The 24,255-nt window shown below is 68.0% G+C and carries 10 protein-coding genes and 1 pseudogene; 8 read left to right on the top strand and 3 right to left on the bottom strand.

Features of this window, described 5'->3' with window-relative positions:
- Positions 1-2 precede the first annotated feature (2 nt).
- The 3 genes from AC5Y47_RS06665 (at position 3) to AC5Y47_RS06655 (ending at position 9,664) form a co-directional block, all read left to right on the top strand.
- Positions 3-2,078, top strand: a complete 2,076-nt coding sequence (locus AC5Y47_RS06665) for a galactan 5-O-arabinofuranosyltransferase (protein WP_499943119.1) — start codon at positions 3-5, stop codon at positions 2,076-2,078.
- A complete protein-coding gene (locus tag AC5Y47_RS06660; RefSeq protein ID WP_499943118.1) occupies positions 2,078-5,353 on the top strand; it encodes an arabinosyltransferase domain-containing protein in 3,276 nt (1,091 codons plus the stop codon). The genes AC5Y47_RS06665 and AC5Y47_RS06660 overlap by 1 nt, the downstream gene beginning before the upstream one ends.
- A 144-nt stretch (positions 5,354-5,497) precedes the next feature.
- Positions 5,498-9,664 carry a serine/threonine-protein kinase gene (locus tag AC5Y47_RS06655; RefSeq protein WP_499943117.1) on the top strand — a complete coding sequence of 1,389 codons (4,167 nt, stop codon included), beginning with the start codon at positions 5,498-5,500 and terminating at the stop codon, positions 9,662-9,664.
- 9 nt (positions 9,665-9,673) lie between these two features.
- On the opposite strand, the pseudogene AC5Y47_RS06650 reads toward AC5Y47_RS06655, so the two are convergent.
- Positions 9,674-10,805, bottom strand: a pseudogene (locus tag AC5Y47_RS06650) (BTAD domain-containing putative transcriptional regulator).
- Between the two features lie 202 nt (positions 10,806-11,007).
- On the opposite strand from AC5Y47_RS06650, the gene AC5Y47_RS06645 reads away from it, so the two are divergent.
- On the top strand, positions 11,008-14,334 hold the full coding sequence (locus AC5Y47_RS06645; RefSeq protein ID WP_499943116.1) for an arabinosyltransferase domain-containing protein: 3,327 nt from the start codon (positions 11,008-11,010) through the stop codon (positions 14,332-14,334).
- Positions 14,331-17,612 (top strand): arabinosyltransferase EmbB, encoded by a 3,282-nt coding sequence (gene embB / locus AC5Y47_RS06640; RefSeq protein ID WP_499943115.1) that lies wholly within the window; start codon positions 14,331-14,333, stop codon positions 17,610-17,612. Before AC5Y47_RS06645 ends, embB begins: the two co-directional genes overlap by 4 nt.
- On the opposite strand, the gene AC5Y47_RS06635 is transcribed toward embB, so the two are convergent.
- A complete protein-coding gene (locus AC5Y47_RS06635) occupies positions 17,609-19,081 on the bottom strand; it encodes an arylsulfotransferase family protein (protein ID WP_499943114.1) in 1,473 nt (490 codons plus the stop codon). The genes embB and AC5Y47_RS06635 overlap by 4 nt on opposite strands.
- 64 nt (positions 19,082-19,145) lie before the next feature.
- Between AC5Y47_RS06635 and AC5Y47_RS06630 the strand changes: the two genes are divergently transcribed.
- From AC5Y47_RS06630 to AC5Y47_RS06620, 3 genes are all read left to right on the top strand, one after another.
- Positions 19,146-20,021: an SGNH/GDSL hydrolase family protein gene (locus tag AC5Y47_RS06630; RefSeq protein WP_499943113.1), complete on the top strand. Its 876-nt coding sequence runs from the start codon at positions 19,146-19,148 to the stop codon at positions 20,019-20,021.
- Between the two features lie 298 nt (positions 20,022-20,319).
- The gene (locus tag AC5Y47_RS06625) at positions 20,320-20,772 is read left to right on the top strand and encodes a hypothetical protein (RefSeq protein ID WP_499943112.1); all 453 of its coding nucleotides are present in this window, start codon (positions 20,320-20,322) and stop codon (positions 20,770-20,772) included.
- A gap of 25 nt (positions 20,773-20,797) precedes the next feature.
- Positions 20,798-22,597: an acyl-CoA dehydrogenase family protein gene (locus AC5Y47_RS06620; protein WP_499943111.1), complete on the top strand. Its 1,800-nt coding sequence runs from the start codon at positions 20,798-20,800 to the stop codon at positions 22,595-22,597.
- 57 nt (positions 22,598-22,654) lie between these two features.
- On the opposite strand, the gene AC5Y47_RS06615 is transcribed toward AC5Y47_RS06620, so the two are convergent.
- Entirely contained in the window at positions 22,655-24,229 is a 1,575-nt protein-coding gene (locus AC5Y47_RS06615) for an acyl-CoA carboxylase subunit beta (protein WP_499943110.1), read from the bottom strand.
- Positions 24,230-24,255: the final 26 nt, after the last annotated feature.

Genomic DNA, 24,255 nt, shown 5'->3' with positions numbered 1-24,255 from the left:
GAATGCCGAGCAGACGCAAAAGCCCCCAAATCGGGCACGAATCGGGGGCTTTTGCGTTCCCCCGCAAGCGGGAGGTGCCCCCAGCTCGCGGGGGGAAGGTGCCCCCGGCTCGCGCGGGGAACGTGCCCCCGGCTGGCGCGGGGAAGGTGCTGGCCACCGCCGGCCAGATGGTCCTGGCGGCCCTGGTTGCCGTCGTGGTGTCCGTCGTTTCGCTGCTGGCCATCTCCCGAGTGCAGTGGCCGGCTTTCCCGTCGTCCAACCAGCTGCACGCGTTGACCACCGTCGGTCAGGTCGGCTGTCTGGCCGGGTTGCTGGTCGCCGGAACGGTCTGGCGGCGTGGGCGTTTCCGCCGCCTGGCCCAGTTGGGCGCGCTGGTGTTCGTCTCTGCGTTCACCGTCGTGACGCTCGGCATGCCGCTGGGAGCCACCAAGCTCTACCTGTTCGGCATCTCCGTCGACCAACAATTCCGCACCGAGTATCTGACCCGGCTGGCCGACGACCCCGGGCTGCGCGACATGACCTACCTGGGGCTGCCGCCGTTCTACCCGCCGGGCTGGTTCTGGATCGGCGGACGGGTGGCGGCGCTGACGGGGACCCCGGCCTGGGAGATGTTCAAGCCGTGGGCGATCACCTCGATCGCCGTCGCGGTCGCGGTGGCGCTGGTGCTGTGGTGGCGGATGATCCGGTTCGAGTACGCGCTGCTGGTCACCGTCGCGACGACGGCGGTCACCCTGGCCTACAGTTCGCCCGAGCCCTACGCCGCGATGATCACCGTGCTGCTGCCACCGGTGCTGGTGCTGACCTGGTCGGGCCTGCGCGCCGGCGCTCGCCTCCCCGCCGAGCGTCACGCCAGCGTGGCATCCGACACCGACGGTCACGCTGGCGTGACGCTCGGCGAAAATTCGCGCGGCGGGTGGGCCGCGATCGTCGGCGCTGGCCTGTTCCTGGGCTACACCGCCACCTGGTACACGCTGCTGTTCGGCTACACCGCGTTCACGGTGACCCTGATGGCGCTGCTGCTGGCCGCGTCGCGCTGGCGAACCGACCGGGCGGCGGCCCTGCAACCGCTGTACCGGTTGCTCGTTATGGGCGTCATCGCCGCCGCCATCGGATCCATCACCTGGTTGCCGTTCCTGCTGCGCGCGCTGCGCGACCCGGTCAGCAACACCGGCAGCGCCCAGCATTACCTGCCGGCCGACGGCGCCCAGCTGACCTTCCCGATGCTGCAGTTCTCGCTGCTGGGCGCGATCTGCATGCTGGGCACACTGTGGCTGGTGATCCGGGCGCGCACGTCGGTGCGGGCCGGCGGCCTGGCGCTCGGGGTGCTGGCGGTGTACCTGTGGTCGCTGCTGTCGATGCTGACCACGCTGGCGCGCACGACCCTGCTGTCGTTCCGGCTGCAGCCGGCGTTGACCGTGCTGCTGGTGGCGGCCGGGGTTTTCGGGTTCGTCGAGGCCGTCACCGCGTTGGCCGGCCGCAGCCGCGTGGTGCTGCCTGCGGCCGCGGCGATCGGGCTGACCGGCGCCATCGCGTTCAGCCAGGACATCCCCGACGTGTTGCGGTCCGACCTGACCATCGCCTACACCGACACCGACGGCGACGGCCAGCGCGGGGACCGTCGGCCGCCCGGCGCGGAGAAGTATTACCCGGCCGTCGACGCCGCCATACAGAAGGTCACCGGCAAACCGCGCGATGAGACGGTGGTGCTCACCGCCGACTACAGCTTCCTGTCCTTCTACCCCTACTGGGGTTTCCAAGGACTGACGTCGCACTACGCCAACCCGCTGGCACAGTTCGACAAGCGGGCCGCGGAAATCCAGTCCTGGTCCAAGCTCAAGACGGCTGACGAACTCGTCCAGGCGCTGGACAAACTGCCCTGGCCGCCGCCGACCGTCTTCGTGATGCGCCGCGGCGCCGGCAACACCTACACCCTGCGCCTGGCCGAGGACGTCTACCCCAACCAGCCCAACGTGCGCCGGTACACCGTGGACCTCAAGGCCGCGCTGTTCGCCGATCCGCGTTTCGCCGTCGAGACCATCGGTCCGTTCGTGGTGGCCATCCGAAAGCCGGGCGACTGATGGCCACCGAAACCTCACCGCAGAACGCCGAGCAATTAGCATCTACCTCCGTGGGCGATGCGGGCGCAAACTACCGGATCGCTCGGCTCGTCGCCGTCGTCGCGGGCCTGCTGGGCACCGTTCTTGCGCTGGCGACCCCGCTGCTACCGGTCGAACAGACCACCGCCCAGCTCAACTGGCCGCAGAACGGCACCTTCGGCAGCGTCGACGCGCCGTTGTTCAGTTACGTGGCCACCGACCTCGACATCAGCGTTCCCTGCCAGGCCGCCGCGGGGCTGGCGGGTCCGCAGAACGCCGGCAAGACCGTGCTGCTCTCGACAGTGCCCAAACAAGCCCCCAAAGCGGTCGACCGGGGGCTGCTGTTGCAGCGGGTCAACGAGGACCTGGTGCTGATCGTGCGCAACGTGCCGGTGGTGGCGGCGCCGATGAGCGAGGTGCTCGGGCCGTCCTGCCAGCGCCTGACATTCACCGCGCACCCCGACCGGGTGATCGGCGAATTCGTCGGCCTGCGCCAAGGCCCGACAACCGAGCACCCCGGCCAACCGCTGCGCGGGGAGAAGAGCGGCTACGACTTCCGCCCGCAGATCGTGGGTGTGTTCACCGACCTGTCCGGGCCGGCGCCGCCGGGATTGAGTTTCTCCGCGACCGTCGACACCCGCTACAGCAGCAGCCCGACCGTGCTGAAGATGGCCGCGATGATCCTCGGCGTGCTGATGACCGCGGCATCCCTGATCGCGCTGCACGTCCTGGACACCGCCGACGGCACCCGGCACCGGCGGTTCCTGCCGTCCCGCTGGTGGTCGATCGGGGGCCTGGACGCGCTGGTGATCGCGGTGCTGGTGTGGTGGCACTTCGTCGGCGCCAACACCTCCGACGACGGCTACATCCTGACCATGGCCCGGGTGTCCGAGCACGCGGGATACATGGCGAACTACTACCGCTGGTTCGGCACACCCGAGGCGCCGTTCGGCTGGTACTACGACCTGCTGGCGGTATGGGCGCACGTCTCCACGGCCAGCATCTGGATGCGGCTGCCGGTCCTGGCGATGGCGCTGACCTGCTGGTGGGTGATCAGCCGGGAGGTCATCCCGCGGCTGGGATACGCCGTCAAGAAGAGCCGGGCCGCGGCGTGGACGGCGGCCGGCATGTTCCTGGCCGTGTGGCTGCCGCTGGACAACGGGCTGCGACCGGAGCCGATCATCGCGCTGGGCATCCTGCTGACCTGGTGTTCGGTGGAGCGGGCGGTGGCCACCAGCCGGTTGTTGCCGGTAGCGATGGCCTGCGTCATCGGCGCGCTGACACTGTTCTCCGGACCCACCGGTATTGCGTCCATCGGTGCGCTGCTGGTCGCGATCGGCCCGTTGCGCACCATCCTGCACCGCCGATCCAAGCAGTTCGGCCTGCTGCCGTTGGTGACGCCGATCCTGGCCGCGACCACGGTCACGGCGATCCTGATCTTCCGCGATCAGACGTTGGCCGGCGAAGCGCAGGCCACCCTGCTCAAGCAGGCGGTGGGCCCCAGCCTGAAATGGTTCGACGAGCACATCCGCTACGAGCGGCTGTTCATGCCCAGCCCCGACGGTTCGGTGGCACGCCGCTTCGCGGTGCTGGCGTTGCTGCTCGCGCTGGCCATCGCGGTGGCGGTGTCGTTGCGCAAAGGACGGATTCCGGGCACCGCTGCCGGGCCGAGCCGGCGCATCATCGGCATCACCATCATCTCGTTCCTGGCGATGATGTTCACCCCGACCAAATGGACGCACCACTTCGGGGTGTTCGCCGGGCTGGCCGGTTCGCTGGGGGCGCTGGCCGCGGTGGCGGTGACCGGCTCGGCCATGCGATCCCGCCGCAACCGCACTGTGTTCGCGGCGGTGGTGATCTTTGTGATGGCGCTGTCTTTCGCCAGTGTCAACGGCTGGTGGTACGTATCGAATTTCGGTGTGCCGTGGTCGAATTCGTTCCCGAAGTGGCGCTGGTCGCTGACCACCGCGCTGCTCGAGCTCACGGTGATCGTGCTGCTGATAGCCGCCTGGTTCCATTTCAGCTCCACCGACGACGACGCGCCGCCGAAGACCCGCTACGGTGCGAGACTGTCGCGAATCCTGCAGTCCCCGTTGGCAATTGCGGCGTGGCTGTTGGTGCTGCTGGAGGTGACCTCGCTGACCTCGGCGATGATCTCGCAGTACCCGGCCTGGACGGTGGGCCGGTCGAACCTGCAAGCACTGACCGGCAAAACCTGCGGACTGGCCGAGGACGTCCTGGTGGAGCTGGATCCCGGCGCCGGGATGCTCGAGCCGGTTTCGGCACCGGTGGCCGACGCCCTGGGCGCCGGTCTTTCAGAAGCCTTCTCGCCCAATGGGATTCCCGCCGATGTCACCGCGGACCCGGTGATGGAACGCCCGGGCGACCGCAATTTCGCCAGCGACGACGCAGTGGTCACCGGCAGCGACCCGGGCACCGAGGGCGGCACCACCGCCGCACCCGGCATCAACGGCTCCCGCGCGCGCTTGCCGTTCAACCTGGATCCGGCCCGCGTGCCGGTGCTGGGCAGTTGGCGCTCCGGCATCCAGGTGCCCGCCATGCTGCGGTCGGGCTGGTATCGGCTGCCGCCGAAGGATCAACGCGGCAAGACACCGCTGCTGGTGGTGACGGCGGCCGGCCGGTTCGACTCGCGTGAGATCCAGGTGCAGTGGGCCACCGACGACCAGGCTGCCGCCGGAAAGCACGGCGGATCAATGGAATTCGCCGACGTCGGTGCGGTACCCGCCTGGCGCAATCTGCGCGCGCCGCTGTCGGCGATCCCCGATTCCGCCACCCAGATCCGCCTGGTGGCCGACGACGACGACCTGGCGCCGCAGCACTGGATCGGACTGACGCCGCCGCGGATTCCGAAACTGCGCACGCTGCAGGACGTGGTGGGATCCAACGATCCGGTGTTCCTGGACTGGCTGGTGGGGCTGGCGTTCCCCTGCCAGCGACCGTTCGGCCACCAGAACGGCGTCGTCGAGGCACCCAAGTGGCGCATCCTGCCGGACCGGTTCGGCGCCGAAGCCAACTCGCCGGTGATGGACAACCTGGGCGGCGGCCCGCTGGGCATCACCGAACTGTTGGCGCATGCGACCACGGTGGCCAGCTACCTCAAGGACGACTGGTTCCGGGACTGGGGCGCGTTGCAGCGTTTGACCCCCTTCTATCCCGACGCCGTGCCGGCCCGCCTGGAACTGGGCACGGTGACCCGCAGCGGGTTGTGGGATCCGGCGCCGCTGCGCAAGAGCTGACCGGTGTTTGGCGTACCGGATCCCTTGACGCCGCAGGCCGGACCGTAGCTGGGAATATGCGGCGGCGCTGTCGACACCTTGGCATATGGTGAGACGACTGCCATCGTTGGAACCTGGCTGGCTGGATCGTCAAGGGGCGGGCCGATGAAAGAAACTGCGTTCGGTCGGTACCGGCTGGAGGGGTTGCTGGGCCGCGGCGGCATGGGAGAAGTGTGGCGGGCGCACGATACGCAGACCGACCGCGATGTGGCGCTGAAGTTGTTGCCGACCCAGTGGGCGCAGGATGACGTATTCCGCCAGCGCTTTCGCCGGGAAGCACACGCCGCGGCCAGTCTCAACGAGCCGCACATCGTCCCCATTCACCATTACGGCGAAGTCGACGGTCGGCTCTATGTCGAGATGCGCCTCATCGAGGGTCAGGACCTACAGACCCTGCTCAAGGACGGCCCGCTCGCCCCGGCCCGGGCGGTGGCAATAATCGAGCAGGTCGCCATGGCGTTGGACGCCGTCCACCGCACCGGTCTGGTACATCGCGACGTCAAACCCTCGAACATTCTGATCACTCGATACGACTTCGCGTACCTGATCGACTTCGGCATCGCCCGCGCCGCTCGGGAAACCGGGCTGACCGGAGCCGGCAACATCATCGGCTCGATGCAGTACATGGCTCCGGAGCGGTTCCGCGACAACAAGGGTGATATGCGCGCCGATGTCTATGCGTTGGCGTGCGTGCTGGTGCAATGCGTCACGGGAGTCCCGCCTTTCCCCGGTGAGGATCCCGAACAGCAGATGATGGCGCACCTGACCGCGCCCCCGCCGCGACCGTCTCAGATCACCCGGGCCGTCCCTGAAGAGTTCGATGCTGTCGTCGGCAAGGGAATGGCGAAGAACCCTGACGCGCGTTACCAGACCGCGCTCCAATTGAGCGAGGCGGCTCGCCTGGCCCTGAACACCAATGTGGATGCGGGCGGATTGCCGCCGAAGCAAGCCCATGCACCCGTCATGTCGACCACCACTTCCGAAGCGCCGGAAACGATCTCGGACGACATCGCGGTGGCTGCGGGCCCTGCCCGATCCCCCGCCGAAAAGTACTCGTCGTTCGATCGCCGGTCCGTGAGATCAGGTGCAGCCATCGACGATCTGCTGGAGCGAGCTGTAGCGGCGGTCAGCGGGCCATATGCGACGTCCAAGTCTGCTGCGGTGCCGCAAGACCCGGTCGACGCCAGACCCGACGCCGGACCCGACGACGCCGACGATCTGTGGAACGAAAGCACCGGCAGCGGCGAAATCCGGCGCCTGACAATCCTTTCCGCCGAACTGGTCGGTGCAACCCGACTGGCCGCGCGGGTCGACCCGGAGACCCAGCGCGTGATCATCCGTCGCTACCGCGACAAGGTCCGCCAAATCTCGGTTCGGTATGAGGGACATCTCGCGTCCGCGACGGCGGACGGGCTGATGGTCGTCTTCGGCTATCCTCGCGCGCACGACGACGATGTTCACCGAGCGGTATATGCGGGCTTGGAGATCGCCCGCGAGCTGGAAAGCCTGAGCCGGCAAGCGAAAAGCAAGTTCGACGCCAACGTGGATGTCCGGGTGGGTATTCACCGCGGCGCGGTGCACCTGGACGACACTGAAGACGACCTGTACGGGCTCACCGCCAGTCTGGCGGTGGAAGTTTCGGCGCAGGCGCCGACGGGCGGCGTCGCCGTCACACAGTCGGTTGCGCCCCTGATCCGCGACACGTTCGAACTGGCGGAGTTGCCCGGGGCGTCGTTCAGCGTCGCCGAGGTCGTCCAGTTGTTTCAGGTGATCGGCGAGCGGGTCGACCCCGCCCCACTCCCGCGGGGTCCGCTCGTCGGCCGCCAGCGCGAACTCGCCCGGCTGCACAAGAGTTGGTCGCGGGCACAGGCGGGCACACTGACCATCCCCGCAATGGTGTTCCGCGGCGAAGCCGGAATCGGAAAGAGCAGGCTCGCGGCGGCGGCTATCGATGTTGTGCGGCGGGACTCAGGCCAAGTCGTCGAGTTGGTCGGTTCGCCTTTGCATCCTGACGTGGGTCTGCACCCGATGCGGGTGCTGCTGGAACGTCGATGTGCCATCACTCGTCTCACCGGACCCGAACAGCGGCTGCACCTTTTGCGGGTGGAGATCGAAGCGCAACGGCTGGACCCAGACGGCCTACTTCCGTTGCTGGCACCCGTGATCGGCATCGACGCCGTCCACGGCTACGAACCAGTGCCGGCCGCAGCGCAGAAACTGCAGGACTTGATCGCCGCAGCGCTGAAGCGCTATCTGCTTGCCTGCTTTCACGGCGGCCCCGGATTACTCGTGGCCGAAGACGCTCACTGGTTCGACCCCTCCACCCTCGGCCTGCTAGGCGAGGTGCTGGACGAAACCGGCGGCCGCCTGCTCGTCGTGATCACCGGCCGAGGTGACGATTGGACACCGAATCACTGGCAGGCCAAGGTGTTTGATCTGGCGCCGTTGACCGAGGCCGAATCGGACCAGCTCGCCCTGACTCTTGATCCCACGGTGAGTCCCGAAGATTGCGCGGCGGTGCGTGCCCGGTGTGGTGGTGTCCCGTTCTTCATCGAGCAGGTCGTCAGTGGGATGGATGCTGCGAACGAAGGGACCCGCGCCGCGTTACCCGACCGGTTGTATGAGCCGTTGTTCGCGCGGCTGTTGGCCACTCCCAACGTGGTACCCGTCGTCTCCGCGGCCGCCATCATCGGGCGGCAGGTCGAGCGGAATCTCCTCGTCGCGGTGGCTGCGTCGAGCGCGGATGAAGTGGACGACATCATCGATGAGCTCGAGGACGCCAAAATCCTGGAACCGCAAGGCCCGGACGCCTGGCGCTTTCGCCATGAGTTATTCCGGGAGGCGGCGGCCGAGATCGCGCCGCCCGGCGTTCGCCGGGAATTGCACGCCAAAGTCGCCGACGCGATGACCCAGGCAGCCGTCGGAACCCCGGACTGGCCGCAGGTTGCAGCGCATTACGAACAGGCCGAACGGCACGCCGAGGCCGCCTCCGCGTATGAGCAGGCCTCCGCCGATGCAAGGCGCCGCGGAGCTCTGGCCGAGGCGCGCAGTTATCTGACGCACGCCCTGAACCAACTCGGGCATTGTCCGCCAAGCGCAGACCGGGACCGTTGGGAGATAGGACCGCGTCTGGAACGGTGGTTGCTCACCGCCACGGCGGAGGGGTATCAAAGCCCCGAGGTCACCGACGATGTGGAGCGCTGCCTGCAACTCGTCGGCAAAGACCTTGCCGAGGATCAGCTGTTCGGGGTTCTGTTTGCGGTCAGCAGCTACTACATCAGCCGGGGGGACATGCGGCGGGCGAGCCAGACCGCGGATGCGTTGCGCAGCAACGCCCAAGGCGCCAAGCAGTGGTGGAGTCCCGCCGTCGACTGCATCCACGGAATGGTCGCCTTCATGCGGGGGGAATATGCCGGCGCCCGTTGCCTGTTCGAGCAGGCCACAGTCGGCTTGGCCGATGACGAGCAGCGCAACATGGACGAGTCCTGGTTCATTCCGCACGACACCGTCGCCTTGGCCCACGAGCATCTCGGGGTTTACCACCTGCTGCACGGTGACCTCGCTGCGGCCGAAGCCTCCATCGCAAGAGCGATGCAGCGGGCCGACACTCTCGGATTTCCGCTCGGGCCCTACAACCACGTGTATGCGATCGACATCGAAATCTGGATACAAACCGATGCCGGCAACTTGGATCGCGCCGCCGAGCTGGTGACCGACATGCTGGCCAAGGCCGAGCGGTACGGGTTCGTCTTCTGGCAGTTGTTCGGACTTGCCGTGCGAGCAAAAGTCGAGGCCGAAACCCTGTTGCGCTCAGCTGATCCCGATGCGGATGCGCTGACCGCTCAGATCGAGACCACAACGCAGCTGACCGACTTGTGGCGTTCGCTGGGGTTGTACGCGTACCAGACGCGCTATGACTGCGTTATCGGGCAGCTGCTGATCGCCGCGGACCGGCGCCACGAGGCCCGCGCGCGAATCGATCTCGCCCTACAAATCGCCGACGACACCGAAATGCATTTGTGGGATGCTGAACTGCTCCGAGTCCGGGCGCGCACCCACACCGATCCGGACAGCACGGCCGCGGATCTCGTTGCGGCCATGGCACTGGCCCGCCGACAGGATGCGCCCCTGTTCGAATTGCGTTCCGCGCTAGACGATTTCGAGCTCCGCGGTGACGATGCGCGAGACGTCCTCACCGAGGCGCTGGGTCGCCTCCCAGCCAACTGCACGGCACCTGAAGCGGTGGCGGCGCAGGCGATTCTCGGGTGTTAGCCCGCGCCGTTATTGGCTGAGGTCGACCTCGAAGACGAACTCCACGCCGCCGATGCAGATGTGGTCGCCATGGGAAAGTCCGGCGCTGCCCCGGATCAACTGCCCCTGCACCTCGACACCGTTCGTCGACCGCAGATCGGTGATCACGAAACCCGTTCCGGTGTCGCTGATTACGGCGTGATGACGGCTGACGTCGGTGTCGTCGAGCACGAGGTCGTTGTCGGGAAAGCGGCCGATGCGGGTGGCCGGGCCGGCCAGCGGGTGTCGTCGTCCGGCGCTGTCGCGCAGCCCGGCCGTCGGAGGCGCGAACGTCGTGTGGGTTTCGGTCCGGTAAGCACCGCGCTTGCGGGTGTTCACCGCACCCCGTTTGGTGGGTAGCGGTTCCTGACGCAGGATTCGCTCGTAGAGCGCGCTGACGGTCGGCCCCGGGTCGATGCCGAGGCCCTCGGCCAATGCGGTCTTCAACTGGCGATAGGCACCCAGCGCATCGGACTGACGTTCGGTGACGTAGTAGGCGGTGATCAGCTGAGCCCACAGCGGTTCCCGGTAAGGATGCTCGGCGGTCAGCGCTTCGAGCTCACCGATCACCGCATCGGCCCGGCCGCAGGCGATCTCGGCTTCGGCCCGGGCGCTGTGCGCGGCCACCTTGTCCTCCACCAGCTTGGCCGCGACCACCGTGACGAACTCGAAGTCCCGCAGGTCGTCGAGCACCGGGCCGCGCCACTCGGCCAGCGCCGCCGAGAGATGACCGCTGGCCTCTTCGAACCGTCCGGCCGCGGCGGCCTGGACGCCCGCGGCTTTCGCGACGGCAAACCGTCCCAGGTCGCAATCGGCGTCGGCGACAGTGAGTTGGTAACCCGGCGGCGCGCTGGGCAGCACCGAGTTGGGGTCCACGCCGGTGGTACGCAGCAGTCGGCGCAGGTTGGAGATGTGGGACTGGATGCTGGTGCGCGGCGGCCGGCACCGGAGAGCCGTCCCACACCGCGTCGGTCAACGAGTCGACCGACACCGGCCGATTGCGATTGACCAGCAGCATGGCCAGCACCGCACGTTGTTTGGCCGGACCCACCGGCACGGGGACGTCGTCGACGAGCAGCTGCAGCGGACCCAGTGCCCCAAACCCGAGTGCCGAGTTCGTCATCGCGCTGCCAGCCTTCCGGTCATACCTGTTGTGACGAATTATGCGACGCCGGCGACCGATGCGACTGCGCACGAGCGTGCACAAATGTACGGCCCGACCGGCGTGTCGGTGAACATCTGCGCACCTTCGCGGCCTGGAGAGTGACTCGTGCGCGGCCCTGCATCCGAAAAGCGCTCAGCAGCGTCGCCTACGATCGAGCCTCGTGTCCCCCGACGGTACTGAGCGATCTCACCGGATCGCCCGTTTGACAGCCGTCGTCGCCGGGTTCGCCGGCCTGCTGTTGTGCCTGCTGGTTCCGCTGCTGCCGGTGCGGCAAACCACCACGACAATCCTGTGGCCGCAAGGCACCACGGACGGTCGGGCAACAGGCGATGTCAGCCAGATCACGGCACCGCTGGTGTCGGGTGCACCGCGGGCGATCGACATCTCCGTCCCGTGCTCGGCGATCGCCACCCTGCCGGCCGACGGCGGCCTGGTCCTGTCCACGCTGCCGGCCGACGGCTTCCAGACCGGCAAGCACGGGTTGTTCGTGCGGGCCAACAAGGACACCGTCGTCGTCGCGTTCCGGGACACGGTGGCCACCGTCGCCCCCCGCGCGGCGATCGCCGCCGGCGGGTGCTCGATACTGCACATCTGGGCCGACGCAGGCGGCGCCGGGGCGGACTTCGTCGGCATCCCCGGCGCGGCCGGAAAGCTCCCTCCGGAGAAGAAACCGCAGGTCGGCGGGATATTCACGGACCTCAAAGTGCCCGCGCAGCCCGGCCTGTCGGCGCGGGTGGACGTCGACACCCGGTTCATCCTCGCGCCCACCACGCTGAAGGCCCTCGCGATGGCTGCGGGTGTGCTGGCCGTGCTGATCGCCATCGGTGCGCTGGGAGCGCTGGACCGGCTCAGCCGCGGCGACACGGTGCGCCACTGGCGTTCGTCCATCGCATGGTTGAGCCGGTACCGTCCCCGGTTGCACCGGTCCCGGATCTGGCGGGTCGGCCTGGCGACCTGGCTGGCCGACGCCGGGGTCATCGGAACGCTGCTGGGATGGCACGTCATCGGCGCCATCTCCTCCGACGACGGCTACAACCTCACCATCGCCCGGGTCGCGCCGAAGGCCGGTTACGTCGCCAACTACTACCGCTACTTCGGCACTACAGATGCGCCGTTCGACTGGTATCTGAGCCTGCTCTCGAAGATGGCCACTGTCAGCACGGCCGGCGTGTGGATGCGGCTACCCGCCACCCTGGCCGGCATCGCGTGCTGGCTGATCATCAGCCGCTGTGTGCTGCGCCGACTGGGACCGGGCAGCAACGGACTGGCCGCCAACCCGGTCGCGGTGTGGACCGCCGGCGCGGTGTTCATCGCCGCCTGGCTGCCGTTCAACAACGCGCTGCGACCCGAGCCGATAATCGCGCTGGGCGTACTGGCCACCTGGATGATGGTGGAACGTTCGATCGCGCTGGCACGCCTGGCGGCCGCCGCCGTCGCGATCATCATCGCCGCGCTCACCGCGACGCTGGCACCGCAAGGGCTGATTGCGGTCGCCGCGTTGCTGACCGGTGCCCGTGCCGTCGCGCAGACCATCAGGCGCCGGCGCGACACCGACGGACTGCTGGCCCCGCTGATCGTGCTGGCGGCGACGTTGTCGCTGATTACCGTCGTGGTGTTCCGCAGCCAGACGCTGGCCACGGTCGCCGAGTCCGCCCGCATCAAGTACACCGTCGGGCCGACCATCGCCTGGTATCAGGACTTTCTGCGCTACTACTTCCTGACCGTGGAAAGCAACGCCGACGGCTCGATGGCACGCCGGTTCGCCGGGTTGATCCTGCTGCTGTGCCTGTTCGGGATGCTGTTCGTGCTGCTGCGCCGCGGCCGGGTGCCCGGGCTGGCCACCGGCCCGGCTTGGCGCTTACTCGGCACCACGGCCATCGGTTTGCTGCTGCTCACGTTCACCCCCACCAAGTGGGCGATTCAGTTCGGCGTCTTCGCCGGGCTCACCGGGGCGTTGGGCGCGGTCACCGCGTTCAGCGTGGCGCGGATCGGGCTGCACAGCCGACGCAACCTGGCGTTGTACGTCACCGCGCTGCTGTTCGTGCTGGCCTGGGCGACCTCGGGTATCAACGGCTGGTTCTACGTCGGCAACTACGGCGTCCCGTGGTACGACATCCAGCCCGTGGTGGCCAGTTTCCCGGTGACGTACATCTTCTTGTTCTTGTCGATCGGCACCGGACTGCTGGCTGCTTGGTACCACTTCCGGATGGATTACGCGGGTCACACCGAGGTCAAGAACAACCGGCGCAACCGGGTGCTGGCGTCCACTCCGCTGCTGGTGGTGGCGGTGATCATGGTGCTGGGCGAGGTCGGGTCGATGGCCAAGGGCGCGGTGTTCCGCTATCCGCTCTACACCACCGCCAAGGCGAACCTGGCCGCGCTCACCAAGCCCGACAGTTGCGCCATGGCCGACGACGTGCTGGCCGAGCCCGACTCCAATGCCGGGATGCTGCAACCGGTTCCGGGTCAGCAGTTCGGGCCGGACGGACCGTTGGGCGGGGTCAATCCGGTCGGTTTCAAGCCCGAGGGGGTGGGCGAGGACCTGAAGTCCGACCCGGTGGTCAGCAAACCCGGGGTGGTCAATTCCGACGCCTCCCCCAACAAACCCAACGCCGCCATCACCGACTCGGCGGGCACCGCCGGCGGCAAGGGTCCCGTCGGCGTCAACGGCTCGCACGCGGCGCTGCCGTTCGGGCTGGACCCTGCGCGCACCCCGGTGATGGGCAGCTACGGCGAGAACAACCTGGCCGCCCGCGCCACCTCGGCCTGGTACCAGCTGCCCGCCCGCCGCCCGGACCGGCCGCTGGTGGTGGTCTCGGCCGCCGGCGCCATCTGGTCCTACAAGGAGGACGGCGACTTCATGTACGGGCAGTCCCTGAAGCTGCAGTGGGGCGTGACCAAGCCCGATGGCAGCACCACGCCGCTCGGTGAGGTGTTCCCGATCGACCTCGGGCCACAACCGGCGTGGCGCAACCTGCGCTTCCCGTTCGCCTGGGCACCGCCGGAAGCCAACACCGCCCGCATCGTCGCCTACGACCCGAACCTGAGCTCCGAGCAGTGGTTCGCATTCACCCCGCCCCGGGTGCCGGAGCTGGAGCCATTGCAGCGGCTGATCGGATCGCAGGACCCGGTGCTGATGGACATCGCCACCGCCGCTAACTTCCCGTGCCAGCGGCCGTTCTCCGAGCATCTGGGCATCGCCGAACTGCCCGAGTACCGCATCCTGCCCGACCACAAGCAGACCGCGGTGTCGTCGAACCTGTGGCAGTCAGCCTCGACCGGCGGACCGTTCATGTTCACTCAGGCACTGCTGTGGACGTCGACGATCTCGACGTATCTCGACGGTGACTGGTATCGCGACTGGGGCTCGGTGGAGCAGTATCACCGGCTGGTGCCGTCCGATGAGGCGCCGGACGCTGCCGTCGAGCAGGGCGTGATCACGGTGTCGGGCTGGAGCCGGCGCGGACCGATCAGGGCGCTGCCATGACCCTCGGCGCGAGCGGGCCTGGCGCGAGCAGACGCAAAAGCCCCCAAAATCGGGCGGATTCGGGGGCTTTTGCGTCTGCTCGCGCAACGAAGCGGGAGGTGCCCCCAGCTCGCGCAACGAAGTGGGTGGCCACCGTCGCCGGACTGATCGGCTTCGTGCTGTCGGTCGCCACGCCGCTGCTGCCGGTCGTGCAGACCACCGCGATGCTGAACTGGCCACAGAACGGCCAACTGAACAGCGTGACGTCGCCGCTGATCTCGCTGACGCCGGTCGACTTCAAAGCCTCGGTGCCGTGCAGCATTGAACGCGACATGCCCGCCGACGGCGGCGTCATCCTGGGCACGGCACCCAAGCAGGGCAAGGACGCCAACCTGCAGGCGCTGTTCGTCGTCGTCAGCGCCAAACGCGTCGACGTCACCGACCGCAACGTGGTGATCCTGTCCGTGCCGCGCGACCTGATGCGCTCACCGGACTGCGAGCGCATCGACATCTCCTCGACGCACGCCGGCACCTTCGCCCATTTCGTCGGGCTCAAAGACCCCGGCGGCGCACCGCTGCGCAGCGGCTTCCCCGACCCGAACCTGCGTCCGCAGATCGTCGGGGTGTTCACCGACCTCAGCGGACCGGCGCCGCCGCAGCTGAAGCTCTCGGCCACCGTCGACACCCGCTTCTCCACCACCCCGACCACCCTGAAACTGCTGGCCATCGTCGGCGCGATCGTGGCCACCCTGGTCGCGCTCCTCGCGTTGTGGCGCCTCGACCAACTCGACGGGCACCGGATGCGCCGCTGGATACCGGCGAACTGGCGCAAGTTCACCCTGCTCGACGGCGTGGTGATCTTCGCGTTCCTGCTCTGGCACGTGATCGGGGCCAACTCGTCCGACGACGGCTACATCCTGGGCATGGCACGGGTCGCCGACCAAGCCGGCTACATGTCGAACTATTTCCGCTGGTTCGGCAGCCCGGAGGACCCGTTCGGCTGGTACTACAACCTGCTGGCCCTGATGACCCACGTCAGCGACGCCAGCATCTGGATGCGGCTGCCCGACCTGTTCGCCGGCCTGGTGTGCTGGCTGCTGCTGTCCCGGGAGGTGCTGCCCCGACTCGGCCCGGCGGTGGCCGCCAGCAAACCCGCCAACTGGGCCGCGGCGATGGTGCTGCTGACCGCCTGGATGCCGTTCAACAACGGCCTGCGCCCCGAGGGCATCATCGCGCTCGGCTCGCTGGTCACCTATGTGCTGATCGAACGGTCGATGCGCTACAGCCGCCTGACGCCCGCGGCGCTGGCCGTCATCACCGCGGCGTTCACCCTCGGCGTGCAGCCGACCGGGCTGATCGCGGTGGCCGCGCTGGTGGCCGGCGGCCGCCCGATCCTGCGGATCCTGGCCAAACGCCGCCGCATGGTCGGCGGGACGTTGCCGTTGCTCGCGCCGATGCTGGCCGCCGGCACCATCATCCTGACCGTGGTGTTCGCCGACCAGACGTTGTCGACGGTGTGGGAGGCCACCCGGGTCCGCGGCAAGATCGGGCCCAGCCAGGCCTGGTACACCGAGAACCTGCGCTACTACTACCTGATCCTGCCGACCGTCGATGGCTCGCTCTCGCGCCGCTTCGGTTTCCTGATCACCGCGCTGTGCCTGTTCACCGCCGTGTTCATCATGTTGCGCCGCAAGCGGGTTCCCGGCGTGGCGCGCGGGCCGGCGTGGCGGCTGATGGGCGTCATCTTCGGCACCATGTTCTTCCTGATGTTCACCCCGACCAAGTGGGTGCACCACTTCGGGTTGTTCGCGGCGGTGGGCGCGGCGATGGCCGCGCTGACGACGGTGCTGGTGTCGCCGGCAGTGTTGCGCTGGTCGCGCAACCGGATGGCGTTCCTGGCGGCGGTGTTCTTCCTGCTGGCGTTGTGTTTCGCCACCACCAACGGCTGGTGGTACGTGTCCAGCTACGGTGTGCCGTTCAACAGCTCGATGCCGAAAATCGCCGGAATCACGGTCAGCACAATGTTTTTCGTTCTGTTCGTGCTTGCCGCGGTGTACGCGGCCTGGCTGCACTTCGCGCCGCGCGGCAGCGGGGAGGGCAGGCTGGCCCGGTCGCTGACCAGCGCCCCGGTGGCGCTGGCGGCCGGCTTCATGGTGCTGACGTTCGTGGCCTCGATGGGCATCGGGATCGTGCGCCAGTACCCCACCTACTCCAACGGATGGTCGAACGTGCGTGCCTTCGCCGGCGGCTGCGGGTTGGCCGACGACGTGCTCGTCGAGCCTGACCCCAACAACGGGTTCATGACGCCGCTACCCGGCGAATACGGTCCGCTGGGTCCGTTGGGCGGCTCCGGTCCCATCGGCTTCTCCCCGAACGGGGTGCCCGAACACACCGTCGCCGAGGCGGTGGTGATGAAGCCCAACCAGCCCGGCACCGACTACGACTGGGACGCCCCGACCAAGCTGAAGACGCCCGGCGTCAACGGCTCGACGGTGCCGTTGCCCTACCAGCTCGACCCCGCCCGGGTGCCGCTGGCGGGCACCTACACCACCGGCGCGCAGCAACAGAGCAGGCTGACTTCGGCGTGGTATCAGTTGCCTAAGCTCGACGACGCTCATCCGCTGGTGGTGATCACCGCCGCGGGCAAGATCACCGGCAACTCCGTGCTGCATCACTACACGACCGGGCAGACCGTGGTGCTGGAATACGCCCGCCAAGGCGCCGGGCCGTTGGTGCCGGCCGGGCGGATGGTGCCCGACGACCTGTACGGCGAGCAGCCCAAGGCGTGGCGCAACCTGCGGTTCGCGCGGGAGAAGATGCCGGCCGACGCGGTCGCCGTGCGCGTGGTTGCCGAGGACCTGTCGCTGACGCCGGAGGACTGGCTCGCGGTGACCCCGCCGCGGGTGCCCGAGCTGCGGTCGCTGCAGGAGTATGTCGGGTCCACGCAGCCGGTGCTGCTGGACTGGGCGGTCGGGTTGGCTTTCCCCTGCCAGCAGCCGATGCTGCACACCAACGGCGTCACCGAGATTCCGCGGTTCCGCATCACCCCGGACTATTCGGCCAAGAAGCTGGACACCGACACCTGGGAGGACGGCGTCAACGGCGGCCTGCTGGGCATCACCGACCTGCTGCTGCGTGCGCACGTGATGGCGACGTATCTGTCCCGGGACTGGGCTCGCGACTGGGGGTCGCTGCGCAAGTTCGACACGCTGGTAGACGCGCCGCCCGCGCGGCTGGACCTGGGCGAGGCCACCCGCAGCGGGTTGTGGTCGCCGGGACACATCCGGTACAAGCCTTAGCGGGGCAGCGGCGGCGACTGGTTGATGACGGCACCGCCCGCGTCCAGCGCCTGCAGCTGGTAGTAGCCGCCGCCGCTGCCCTGCAGTGGTATCGGGGTGTCGTAACCCGCCCAGTCAACCGTGGTCAACGGCGTCATGGTGGTGCTGTCCGGGCCGTGCAGCAACCGCCAGCGGCGCACGGCGGTGGCACCGTTCCAGATCGCGCGGGCGGTGTCGCCGGTCAGCACCAGTTGCGGGGGCACGACGGGATCGCCGGTCCAGACGTCGAGAAACGCGCGGTAGGTGCCGTCGGCCAACGTCGCGTCGTAGACCAGTTCGCCGTCGGCGCCGAACTCAGAAATGCGACCCGCGGTGCCCCAGCCAACGAACGTGTGCCCGCCGGGAAGCGGTTGCAGGTTCCCCATGGCGCCGGCGCTGAGGTTGCCGGGGTGTGGCTGCGCGCGGACGAGAGTGGCTCTGCGCGCGGCGAAGTCCAGGTGGATCCATTTCAGGCTGCTGGGCACCGTTCCGCCGCCGGGCTGGGCGCGGCTGCCTTCGAAGTGGTTGTCGAACAATGTCAGCGTGTCGGCGGCCGGCATCGCGGCGTCGTGCTGGAAGGCGAACTCGACACCGTCGCCCAACTCGAAGGTCGAGTGTCTGCCACCGAGTTGCCAGTTGATCGCACCGCTGCGCGCATCCACATTGAGCACGGTGGACAGCGCGCGCATGCTGATCAGCAGGTTGCCGGCGGGATCCAGCGCGATCGAGTTCATGTGGTACGGGTCGAGCACCTGCCCCGCGGTGTACCTGGCCGGGGAGTCGGCGACCGGCACATGGCTGAGCGCGTCCCATCGGAACAACGTCTTCTTCGCCGCGACGTCGACCACCGTGGCGATGCAGTTGTAGATGCGGCCGTCTCTGGGTCCGCCGATAGCCGTGAGGTCCGTCGTCACCTCTTGATAGGCGGTGATCAACGCGTGCCCGTCCGGCGTGAGCCGGAATTCATGGATGTCCGACGACAGATCGCCACCGGGGGTGACGGTGGCGATCAGGTTGTAATGCTCGTCGGCGATACAAGCGACGCCGACGCCGTGGCTGCCCACCTTCAATCCTTGCCACCAGGTCAGCACGGGCCGGCCCTGCAGAGTTTGCACCCGCAGGTTGCCGCCGGTCTGCCCGGGCGGCAGTTCGCTGTGCCAAACCACTCTCCCGCGCCGGTCGGCGACGACGAGTATCGAAGTGTGTGGGGCACCGCTGCCCGGGTTGGCGGCAGTGGTGCCGGAGACGAAGAAAATGTGGCCGGGGGAACCACCGGGGTTGTCGACGTTGACGGTGTAGCCCAAGGACCTCGCCGAGACCTCGATCCCTCCCGGCGGAGGCGGCGGGGGTGCCGACGGCGCAGCGGCCAACCGGTCGTTTTGCGTAGCGCACGCCGCCGCGCCGCCGGCTACCACCACGCCAGCCGCGGCGCCGAACTGTCGCCTCGTCATCCCGGCCGGCACCCGGTTATTACACCAGGGGTGCACATCGGATCCGGATGAAACACTGGGATGCATGTGGTGGTGGACGCGTCTGGGCATCGCCACGCTGGTGGGGTGCCTGGGCGTCGGCTGTGCGGCGCCGCAACCAGGCGGTCCCGGTTCGGCCGCGCGGTCCCACTACGTCGCGCTGGGCGACTCCTTCGCAGCCGCGCCGGGCGTGCCGGAACCGGCCGAACCCCAGGGCTGTCACAAGTCGACCAACAACTATCCCACCGTGCTGGCCCGACGACTCGACGCTGCGTCTTTCCGCGACGTCACCTGTAGTGGCGCGACGACCGACGACATCTACAGCCGGGCCCAGCAGACCGGGGACGGCCTGATGCCGCGCCAACTCGAGGCGCTCAGCACGACCACCGAACTGATCACCATCACCATCGGCGCCAACGACGTCGGACTCGCCGGTGACGCCGAATCCTGCGAAGTCGAGGCGTCGAATCCGCGTCCGTGCACCGGCAAGTTCGTCGTGGGTGACGTCGACCGGATTTCCGGCCTGATCGACGCGCAGGTGCCGGTGTGGTCGACGATGGTCGACGAGGTCCGGGCCAGGGCGCCGCGCGCCCGGATCATCTTCGTGGGATACGGGTTGCTGATACGCCCGGGCGGCTGCTATCCCGAGCAGCCCATCCTGCCCCACGATGCGAACTATCTGCAGGCCAAGATCGACGAACTTGGCGACCGGCAGCGACAACTCGCCGCCGCCAAGGGCATCGAGTACTTCGACACCCGTCCGCTGTCGCGGGGCCACGACATGTGCGCCCCGCCCGCCGACCGCTATGTCGAGGGGTATGTGACGCGCAATCGGGCGGTGCCGTTGCACCCCACCGCGCTGGGCGCCGTTGCGGTCGGAAATGCGCTTACCGACTATCTGGTCTTGACCGAAAACCAATAATTGACGGCGCGGCCAATTGGTCGCCGGGTTTTTGTTAGTTTGGTAAAGCAACCTCGCGCCGAGGTGTCACAATCCGCTGGTCAACGGCCAGAACAGCTGGTTTCGAAGCGCTTAGACATTTGGTTTACAAGAATGGCGATTAACATCGCCACCGCCTCAAGTCTGCCTTCGAATCTCGATGGTTGAAAAACGCAAATCCGGTCAATAGACAGTTCGGGATCGGGCTCATTCAACACGAAATGGTAGGCAAATGCGCTCGTTGAAACGGTTGGCAACGTCCGTAGTGACACTGACGGTCATGGCCGCCTCCGGGATGACGCTCGGGACCGGAGCGGCGTCCGCAACCTCACGGGTGCCGATGAATCCAGACCTGCGCAACTGCGACTACAGCCTTGTCAAGACCGCGCTGATCCGGCCGAAGACGATCCTCGGGCGCGGCACGGCCGACTTCCGTGTCTCCGGGTCGACGGTCGTCGCCGACGTCGACATGGTGATCGCCAACAACGGGGGCGGACACTACGACGTCGGGGTGATCCAGGTGCCCCGGCCGTCGTCGGCTACCTGCGGGCCCGGGGATCCGGGCACCACGTTCGCCGGCTTGGACACCGACGCCGCCGGGGTCGGGCACGTGACCATTACCGCGCCGCTGCGGCAGGGCACCACGGGGGTGTGGGTGATCGTCGAGTCGCCGAACCCGAACAGCCAGATTCCGGGCGAGTTCTACACCACGGAATTTCTCGCGCCCGTCTAGTTCCGATCTGTAATACCGTCGCGGCATGACCCAGTACGACTCGCCATACGGGTCGGAGGCCGTGGATCGGCTGCCGTTCTCGACACCGGAGAAATCGCAGCGGTATCAAACCGAGCGATACGGCGGGGCGACCGGTCTCAACTGGTATCTGACCGACCCCACGCTGCAGTTCATCACGGCCTACTACCTCACCCCCGACGAGCTCGCCGTCGTCGAGCCCCACCTGGTAGACATCGGCGCCCTGATGGGTGGGCCGGTGACGCGCTGGGCCGACGAGACCGACCGCAACCCGCCGCGCTTGGAACGCTACGACCGGTGGGGTCACGACATCAGCCGGGTCGTGATGCCCGAATCGTTCATCCAGTCCAAACGTGTTGTCCTGGAAGGCCAGCAGGCGTTGCGCCAGGCCGCCCGCGGCGCCGGATTCAGTTCGTCGCTGCCGATGTTCACGGCGAACTACCTGCTCGACCAGGCCGACATCGGCATGGGTTGCGCGCTGGGCACCGGCGGCGGGATGGTGCAGTCGTTGGTGGCGGCCTACGCCCCGCCCGACGTGCGCGACCACGTGCTGGCCAAGTTCGACTCCGGGGAGTGGGCCGGGGAGACCGCGCAGCTGCTCACCGAGCGCACCGGCGGTTCGGATCTGGGCGCGCTGGAGACCACGGCGCGACGCTCCGGTGACGCGTGGCTGCTCAACGGCTTCAAATGGTTCGCGTCGAACTGCGCCGGCGAGGCGTTCGTGGTGCTCGCCAAGCCCGAAGATGCGCCCGACTCCAGCCGCGGGGTGGCCAACTTCCTGGTGCTGCGCACCCGCCGCGACGGTTCCCGTAACGGGGTCCGGGTACGGCGACTCAAGGACAAGCTCGGCACCCGTTCGGTGGCCTCGGGCGAGGTGGAGTTCGTCGACGCCGAGGCTTTCCTGCTCTCGGGTGAGCCGTCGGGTGAAGCCGGGCCGTCCGACGGCAAGGGCCTGGGCCGGATGATGGAGCTGACCAACGCGGCGCGGCTGGGCATTGCGTTGTTCGCACTCGGTAACGCGCGCCGCGCGCTGGTCGAATCGCTGTGTTATGCGCGGCAGCGGCGGGCGTTCGGCGCGGCGCTGATCGACAAGCCGTTGATGCGGCGCAAATTGGCCGAGATGATCGTCGACGTGGAAGCCGCGCAGGCGCTGGTGTTCGACGGCCTGGGCGCAGCCAACCACCGTCAGCCGCGCCGCATCCGGCAGCGCATCGCGGTGCCGGTCACCAAACTCAAGGTGTGCCGGCTGGGCATCACCGCCGCCTCCGACGCGATCGAGATCCACGGCGGCAACGGCTACATCGAAACCTGGCCGGTGGCAAGGCTTTTACGCGACGCGCAGGTGAACACCATCTGGGAGGGCCCGGACAACATCCTGTGCCTGGACGTGCGGCGCGGCATCGTGCAGACCCGCGCGCACGAGTCGCTGCTGACCAGGATGCGCGATGCGGTGTCGGTGTCCGACGACGACCCGACGACCGCGCTGGTGGCCGACCGGATCGACGACCTCGACGCGGCGATCACCGCGTGGGAGAAGCTGGACGGCGACCTGGCCGAAGCGCGCCTGTTCCCGCTGGCCCAGTTCATCGGCGACGTGTACGCCGGTGCGTTGCTCACCGAGCAGGCGGCGTGGGAGCGGGAGGCGCGTGGCGGCGGCCGCAAGGCGCTGGTAGCGCGGTTGTATGTGCGGCGCTACCTCGCCGATCGCGGGCCGCTGCGCGGGATCGACGCCGATTCCGACGAGGCGCTGGACCGCTTCGACGAACTCGCCGACGGGACGTTGCGACTCCCCCGCGAGCAGACGTAAAAGCCCCCAAATTCGGCACGAATTAGGGGCTTTTACGTCTGCTCGCGCAACCTTGGGCTAGACCGGGATCAGGCCGTGCTTGCGGGCCAGCCGGGCCCAGTTCTGCTTGTCCCGCAACAGGTGCATCGACCTGCGCAGCAGCAACCGGGTCTCGTGCGGGTCGACCACCGCGTCGATGAACCCGCGTTCGGCGGCGATCCACGGGATCGCCATGTTGAGGTTGTAGCCCTCGATGAAGTCCTTCTTGATCTGCTGGGCCTCGGGCGTGGTCGGGTCCGGGAAGCGCTTCATCAGCAGCTGCGCGGCCCCTTCGGCGCCGATCACGGCGATCCGCGCGGTGGGCCAGGCGAAGTTGAAGTCCGCGGTCAGCTGCCGCGAACCCATTACCGCATACGCGCCGCCGTAGGACTTGCGGATGGTGATCGTCACCTTCGGCACGTCCGCCTCCACGACGGAGTACAGGAACCGGCCGCCGCGCTTGATGATGCCGCGCTTCTCCTCCTCGGCGCCCGGCAGGAACCCGGGGGTGTCCACCACGAACACCAGCGGCAGCTGGAAGGAATCGCAGAACCTGATGAACCGCGCCGCCTTGTCCGAGGCTTCGTTGTCGATGGCCCCGGACAGGTACATGGGCTGGTTGGCGATGACGCCGACCGGGCGCCCGTCGATGCGGGCGAACCCGGTGATGATGGCCGGTCCGTGCTGCGCGGCGACGTCCAGGAAGTCGCCGTCGTCGAAGATGCGCAGCAGGATCTCGTGCATGTCGTAGGCCGCGTTGTCGGAGTCCGGGACGATCGAGTCCAGCTCGAGGTCCGTCGGGGTGACCTCCGGTTCCAGTCCGGGATTGATGACCGGCGGCTTGCCGAAGCAGTTCGACGGCAGGAACGACAGGAACTCCCGCACGTACTGGAAGGCCTCGGCCTCGGAGTTGACGACCTGGTGGATGTTGCCGTAGCGGGCCTGTGCGTCGGACCCGCCGAGTTCGTCGAGGGTGACGTCCTCGCCGGTGACCTCGCGGATCACGTCGGGACCGGTGACGAAGAAGTAGCCCTGGTCGCGCACCGAGACCAGCAGGTCGTCCTGGATCGGCGAATAGACCGCACCGCCGGCGCACTTGCCGAAGATCAGCGAGATCTGCGGCACCACCCCGGACAGCGCCTCGTGACGCTGGCCCAGTTCGGCGTACCAGGCCAGCGAGGTCACCGCGTCCTGGATGCGGGCGCCGCCGGAGTCCTGGATACCGACGATCGGGCAGCCGACCATCGCGCACCACTCCATCAGCCGGGCGACCTTGCGGCCGAACATCTCCCCGACGGTGCCCTGGAACACCGTCTGGTCGTGGGAGAACACCCCGACCGGGCGGCCGTCGATCAGCGCGTGCCCGGTGACGACGCCGTCGCCGTACAGGGCGTTGGGATCACCCGGCGTCTTGCACAGCGCCCCGATCTCGAAGAAGGTGCCGGGGTCGACCAGCGCGTGCACGCGGGCGCGGGCACTCGGGATGCCCTTCTTGTCCCGCTTGGCCGCGGCCTTCTCCCCACCGGGCTCTTTGGCCTGTTCCAGACGTTCCCGCAGCTCGGCGAGCTTCTCGGCGGTGGTGTGAAGTACCGGTGTCTGCTCTGTTCCCGTCACTGCGTGCCTGCCTCGGTCGTCGGAGC

Source organism: Mycobacterium sp. NGS22 (assembly GCF_059813095.1).
Note: the sequence above shows the minus strand (reverse complement) of the source record. Positions and strands in the feature narration are given on the sequence as shown.

Bases quoted from the DNA above. Each gene is read 5' to 3' on its own strand.
- AC5Y47_RS06665 (WP_499943119.1), top strand. From the start codon at position 3: ATGCCGAGCAGACGCAAAAGCCCCCAAATCGGGCACGAATCGGGGGCT.
- AC5Y47_RS06660 (WP_499943118.1), top strand. From the start codon at position 2,078: ATGGCCACCGAAACCTCACCGCAGAACGCCGAGCAATTAGCATCTACC.
- AC5Y47_RS06655 (WP_499943117.1), top strand. From the start codon at position 5,498: ATGAAAGAAACTGCGTTCGGTCGGTACCGGCTGGAGGGGTTGCTGGGC.
- embB (WP_499943115.1), top strand. From the start codon at position 14,331: ATGACCCTCGGCGCGAGCGGGCCTGGCGCGAGCAGACGCAAAAGCCCC.
- AC5Y47_RS06635 (WP_499943114.1), bottom strand. From the start codon at position 19,081: ATGACGAGGCGACAGTTCGGCGCCGCGGCTGGCGTGGTGGTAGCCGGC.
- AC5Y47_RS06630 (WP_499943113.1), top strand. From the start codon at position 19,146: ATGTGGTGGTGGACGCGTCTGGGCATCGCCACGCTGGTGGGGTGCCTG.
- AC5Y47_RS06625 (WP_499943112.1), top strand. From the start codon at position 20,320: ATGGCCGCCTCCGGGATGACGCTCGGGACCGGAGCGGCGTCCGCAACC.
- AC5Y47_RS06620 (WP_499943111.1), top strand. From the start codon at position 20,798: ATGACCCAGTACGACTCGCCATACGGGTCGGAGGCCGTGGATCGGCTG.